Annotated in this window: 7 protein-coding genes; 4 read left to right on the top strand and 3 right to left on the bottom strand. The window is 39.6% G+C overall.

Annotation, left to right across the window (positions count from 1 at the left end; translation table 11 throughout):
* Positions 1-106: 106 nt before the first annotated feature.
* From E4F24_RS13705 to E4F24_RS13695, 3 genes are all read left to right on the top strand, one after another.
* A complete protein-coding gene (locus E4F24_RS13705) occupies positions 107-301 on the top strand; it encodes a hypothetical protein (protein WP_140939673.1) in 195 nt (64 codons plus the stop codon).
* A gap of 180 nt (positions 302-481) precedes the next feature.
* Entirely contained in the window at positions 482-799 is a 318-nt protein-coding gene (locus E4F24_RS13700; RefSeq protein ID WP_140939672.1) for a hypothetical protein, read from the top strand.
* 290 nt (positions 800-1,089) lie between these two features.
* Positions 1,090-1,362, top strand: a complete 273-nt coding sequence (locus tag E4F24_RS13695; RefSeq protein WP_140939671.1) for a hypothetical protein — start codon at positions 1,090-1,092, stop codon at positions 1,360-1,362.
* A 78-nt stretch (positions 1,363-1,440) separates the two neighbouring features.
* Here the strand turns inward: E4F24_RS13695 and E4F24_RS13690 are convergent, their stop codons facing one another.
* The 3 genes from E4F24_RS13690 to katG all read right to left on the bottom strand — a co-directional run bounded on the left by E4F24_RS13690 (position 1,441) and on the right by katG (position 5,319).
* A complete protein-coding gene (locus tag E4F24_RS13690; protein ID WP_140939670.1) occupies positions 1,441-2,415 on the bottom strand; it encodes an ROK family protein in 975 nt (324 codons plus the stop codon).
* A gap of 120 nt (positions 2,416-2,535) precedes the next feature.
* Positions 2,536-2,901 carry an iron chaperone gene (locus E4F24_RS13685; protein WP_140939669.1) on the bottom strand — a complete coding sequence of 122 codons (366 nt, stop codon included), beginning with the start codon at positions 2,899-2,901 and terminating at the stop codon, positions 2,536-2,538.
* 135 nt (positions 2,902-3,036) lie between these two features.
* Positions 3,037-5,319, bottom strand: a complete 2,283-nt coding sequence (gene katG, locus E4F24_RS13680; protein ID WP_140939668.1) for a catalase/peroxidase HPI — start codon at positions 5,317-5,319, stop codon at positions 3,037-3,039.
* Positions 5,320-5,693: 374 nt separating this feature from the next.
* Here katG and E4F24_RS13675 point away from each other — a divergent pair, with 374 nt between their 5' ends.
* Positions 5,694-5,918, top strand: coding sequence for a VF530 family protein (locus tag E4F24_RS13675; protein WP_140939667.1), 225 nt, complete (start codon positions 5,694-5,696; stop codon positions 5,916-5,918).
* Positions 5,919-6,000: the final 82 nt, after the last annotated feature.

The following is a 6,000-nucleotide window of genomic DNA, read 5'->3' as shown; positions in this document are numbered from 1 at the left end:
CGATCTAAGCTCAGTTCGTAAAACAGCCGGGGAGTAAAGTCTTTTCGTCCTTGCATAATGAAAAATACTAAATATCAACCTGTTCATCAAACAAATTAAGCTATATTTGAGTTGTGCAACAAGCACAGCGGTTTGGCAATATGGCGGGCTGAAGTACTTCTATGAAACTTTTGTGCAAGGTTCAACGGTAGTAATTTTTTTCAACTTTAGTGCTAAAAATCCGCCACATCGCCAAGCCGCAAACCGTAAGAAGAAAGTTGTCGAGGCCAAGAAATCGAACGAGGGTACGATATCAGAATAAGACCTGTTAGCCAACTAATTATAATCACACCTGGAACCTACACGTAAGCAAAAATGCAACTACAACCCATTGCAATGAATGAATATGGTGCCGCACAATTCAGTTTATAAATGGGACAGCATAAAATTACATATAGATACTTGCTAACAGGTGTAAAAAAAATGTACCTTTGCGCTAATTATGGCTTACACAAAAGAGAGAAAAAAGCTCGAGAAGCTTTCGGAAAAAATTACTAGTCTCCAAAACTATGATGATAAGAGTTTGACTATCATTACAGACATATACGAACAGTATTCACATACAACTAGGATCTTAAAGAACAAAGATACAGAAACGTTCAACGAACTTTATCTGAACGAATTACAACAAGTGAAGGAATGTAAAAGAATACTTAAAGTAGGTGAAGAAGAAGACCGTCAGGTAAATTTCATCAAATATAAGGAGACCCTTTCAAATGCTTTAGAAAAAACAATTCAAACAGCAAAGGATACCATATAAAATTATTTTTATCAATTCATTTGTCTCGTGTAGGGCGCCCAAGTACCATACTCAATCAGCTTTTTTTCCGATTCGGTCAAGCCTTAACCCGATTGAGTCCAGTAGCTTATCGGCTATATTTTTGGCAATACCATACCCTCAATTTTTCGACATCCGCTTCTCAAAAATGCCCCACTCGGATAAGTGCTTGAATTCATTCGACTTTTCTGAATCTGTTCTTTCACCTTTCATGGCAGTTTCGAGTTGATAATTAATTTTGTAATAACAAGTCTATTCCATATTTTGGCAACATGTCACATCAAGAGCACAATCCGTATCAATTATTTACAAAAACTATTCTATCAAATTGGAAATCCCAGCATGTTACTTACATTAAAGTAGAAGAATTAACCTCTGTCAATAACGTCACAATCTATGAGCTAATTCCTGATTCAGAATTATTAGATGGTGACCAAGAAACACTTTATCCTATTGAATCAGAAGATATCCTAGACATGCTTCTTCCAAATCCGAAAATCCGATTTTTAGTTCACGATATCTATCTCGCTGAAAACGAAGAGTAGAATACAAAAATAAATATCTTCCCTCTACAAGCCCACGATTTAGAATTACAAAGGCAGAAGATGATAAGGTAGTAACATCTATTTCTTTGCTCCTAAAACTAAAGCACTAGCTCCCAGAATTGCCGCGTCTGCCTCGGCCAGTTCGCTGAAAACTAATTTCACTTTATTTCTAAAGATCGGAAATAGATTTCTCTCCATATGAAGTTTAGTTGGCTTCAGGATGAAATCTCCTGCTTTGATAACTCCACCAAACAACAGAATTGCTTCAGGCGAAGAAAACATTACAAAATTAGCCAAAGCTTCTCCAAGCTTTTGTCCTGTATACCTAAAGACCTCAATGGCTATAGGATCTCCTTTAATCGCACACTCATAAACTGTTTTAGAATTGATAGCATCTTCTGGAAATTGGTTGAGCATAGAACTTGGGAATTCTGCCCTCATCTTCTTTGCTGTGATAGCTATGCCCGTTGCGGAAGCATACGCTTCCAAGCTGCCTTCTGACCCCGTACTCCAGTGTTTTCGGCCACCTGGTTTTACTATGGTATGCCCCAGCTCACCTGCAAAACCGTCATGTCCATAAACTAAGCTACCATTGGAAACTATTCCGCTTCCTACACCCGTACCTAAGGTAATCATAATGAAATCCTTCATTCCACGTGCAGCTCCGAAAAGCATTTCGCCAAGTGCAGCAGCGTTCGCATCATTAGTAACCGTGCAGGGCATCTTAAATTTTATTTTCATCATCTCACTGAAAGGAATCACTCCTTTCCAAGGTAAGTTAGCGGCTTGTTCGATAGTACCGCTGTAGTAATTCCCATTGGGAATACCTATGCCGATTCCATCAAAATTCTCCGCTGCACCATATTTCTCTATTAGGGGATAAACTTTATTATATAAAGCATCTATAAAATCTTCTACCTTATTATATTCATCTGTTCTTAAGCCTCCTTTTTCAAGGACTTCCCCTCGATGGTTGACCACACCAAATTTTGTATTGGTCCCACCGACATCTATTCCGAGAGCAACACGTCCCGATAAGTTTGTTAACGACATTTCTTTATTTTAAAATTTCAGATGATCAAAACTATAAAAAAAAGTATTAATACGCTATTAAATAATATTAACTACGTCACCCCACTTAACAGCAAACAGTTATTCTGAGATTGGCTTTCTTTATCGATCAGTCTCTCTCATGATTTTATTATTATTCTCCGTCACTCTGAATTTTACAATTCTTTCCATTAATCCATAGGGAATAGGTTGGTCAAGCGGAAATTGAACTGAACCTTTTCCCTGTTTATACTGTGAAAGTTCGTCACTAAATTCGCTGTGTCCCGAAGGTGTCGCGTAAAAACCGATATGCTTTTTAAAAGCTGCAAAATAAACCAATGGTTTTTTATTTATCTTATAACCAGGCATACCGTAGGCCATCAATTCTTCTGCTTCAGGCGCACTATCTTTAATCAATTTTCGAATCTTCCGCAGAATATCTTGAATATCTTCCGGAAACTGCAAAATATATTTTTCAATTTCGTTCATAATAAATCATTTTTAGCACTTCCGAACACAAGCATAAACAACTCAATACCAGTAAAAAAAAATACAGCAGACAAGAGTGTTTGCTGTATTTGTAGCTCCCCAAAGTGACATGTGTATTTGTCACAATCAGATGTATCAATCTAAATCAAACCGATCCAAATTCATCACTTTACTCCAAACGGAGATAAATTCGTTGACAAATTTGTCCTGCGCATCCGCACTTGCATACACCTCAGCAAGAGCTCTCAATTCTGAATTGGAGCCAAACACAAGATCCGCACGAGTACCGGTCCATTTGAATTCTCCGCTATGGCGGTCGCTACCTTCGTAGACTTCTTTGTCGTCGCTTATCACTTTCCAAACCGTGTTCATATCAAGTAGATTTACAAAGAAATCGTTGGTCAGTACTTCTGAACGGGATGTAAAAACACCATGTTTGGAACCATCGGCATTTGTATCCAATACACGTAATCCTCCTAACAATACGGTCAGCTCTGGTGCTGTAAGTGTTAGCAGTTGTGCTTTATCGATCAGCAACTCTTCGGTAGACACGTATCCATTAGATTGGCGGTAATTCCTAAACCCATCGGCAATAGGCTCTAGGTAACCAAAAGACTCAACATCGGTGTGTTCCTGCGAAGCATCCATACGCCCCGGCATGAAAGGTACGGTGACGGTATATCCTGCGTCTCTAGCTGCTTTCTCAACACCTGCACAACCAGCCAATACGATCAAATCTGCGAGCGACACTTTCTTCCCATCGGTCTGTGAAACATTAAATTGGTTTTGAATGCCCTCCAATATATTTAATACTTTTTGCAGTTGCTTAGGATTATTTATCTGCCAGTCCTTTTGAGGAGCTAAACGAATACGTGCACCATTTGCACCACCACGTTTGTCAGAACCACGGAAGGTAGAGGCCGATGCCCAAGCTGTAGAAACCAATTCTGACACCGTCAAATCAGATTCCAATACGTTTGCTTTGAGGGTTGCAATATCCTGTTCATTTATCAAAACATGGTCAACTGCAGGAATAGGATCTTGCCAAAGCAGTTCTTCTTGCGGAACATCAGGGCCTAAGTAACGTTCGCGAGGTCCCATATCACGATGTGTTAATTTAAACCAAGCACGGGCAAAAGCATCTGCAAAGTGATCTGGATTTTGAAGGAAATTTCGTGATATTTTTTCATAAATGGGATCAAACCTTAACGCGAGATCTGTCGTAAGCATGGCAGGTGCAATTCGTTTTAACGGATCGTGGGCATGTGGCACTGTTTCAGCCCCCATACCGTGCTTTGGTCTCCATTGATGCGCACCGGCTGGACTCTTTGTTAGCTCCCATTCGTATCCGAATAGATTCCAGAAGAAATTGTTGCTCCATTTCGTCGGAGAAGATGTCCAGGTAACTTCCAAACCACTGGTCGTCGTATCTGCTCCTTTTCCTGTGCCAAAACTATTCTTCCAACCCAGACCTTGCTCCTCGATGGAGGCTGCTTCGGGCTCAGCTCCTACCAGGTCTGAATTACCCGCACCGTGGGTTTTGCCGAAAGTATGCCCCCCCGCAATCAGTGCAACAGTTTCTTCATCGTTCATCGCCATGCGACCGAAGGTATCACGTATATCTTTAGCGGCAGCAATAGGATCAGGATTGCCATCAGGGCCTTCAGGATTCACATAGATTAAGCCCATTTGCACGGCAGCAAGAGGTTTTTCTAAGTCTCGGGAATGTATAACACCATCAGCATCATCATCCGAAACTAATACCCCTTCTTCCTGTGACACACCTTCGGAACCATGACCATAGCGAAGGTCTCCACCTAGCCAAGTAGTTTCAGAACCCCAATAAACAGATTCATCCGCCTCCCATACATCTTCACGTCCGCCAGCAAAGCCGAACGTCTTGAAACCCATAGATTCCAGTGCTACGTTACCAGTTAGGATCATCAAATCTGCCCATGAAATCTTCTGTCCATATTTCTGCTTGATGGGCCAAAGCAACCTGCGGGCTTTATCGAGACTCACATTGTCCGGCCAGCTATTCAATGGGGCAAAACGTTGCAATCCTGCACCTGCACCGCCACGACCATCACTTACCCGATACGTACCTGCACTGTGCCAGGCCATACGAATGAACAAAGGACCATAATGACCAAAGTCTGCCGGCCACCAATCTTGTGAATCGGTCATAAGTGCATGAAGATCGGCCTTCACAGCTTCTAAGTCAAGACTTTTAAAAGCTTCGGCATAATTAAATTCCTTGCCCATTGGATTTGACAAAGAAGAGTGTTGACGTAGAATATTCAGTTTTAATTGGTTAGGCCACCAGTCACGGTTTTTAGTACCGCTACCCCCTACTTTATGTTTCATACTTCCATTATGGAATGGGCATTTGCTGATATCGTTTGATTCTTTTTCCATGTTTTATACATTTTTATTGATTGAACAATTATTTATATTATGTCTAATTTTTACAGTCAGTAGAACCTTTTATGATTAAATATTTCATTTATCCTGTATACTCAAAGATACTTTCAGTCACATCGGGTTTATCTTAGATATAAAGTTAACATATTAAGAACCTCAATCAAAATCAATTAATTCTATATTACAATAATCAAAACCTATTATCTGCTTTATTTAGTGATCGACACAGACAATAGTCTTAACATTTCTTGCCTTTTCGAAACGAGCTAAGCAAACTGATCCAACAAACAAGAGTTTCACATCATGGAAACATACAATTAATACGATAGTGAAAAACATAAAATAATAATTTTTATTACTTTTATCCTATGCAAGAACAACTCAACAATCCGTTACATGGCAAAAGGCTAGATACTATCATTGAACACCTCGTAGACTATTACGGAGGATGGGAAAGTTTAGGTAGACAAATAAATATTAAATGTTTTAATGAAAACCCAAGTATGAAGTCATCGCTTACTTTTCTGAGAAAAACACCCTGGGCGCGTCAAAAAGTTGAAGAACTATATCTGCGAGTCATCCATAAAAAATAATCTAATGCCTTCGAAATAACGGTTCAATCATAGGTCATCGATGTTTTCAACATGAATGCAAAACTAAAAATGTTATCTTAAA

Origin of the sequence: Sphingobacterium lumbrici (assembly GCF_006476045.1) — a bacterium.
In the GTDB taxonomy this organism is placed as follows: Bacteria; Bacteroidota; Bacteroidia; order Sphingobacteriales; family Sphingobacteriaceae; genus Sphingobacterium; species Sphingobacterium lumbrici.
This window is presented reverse-complemented; position numbering and strand designations above follow the sequence as displayed.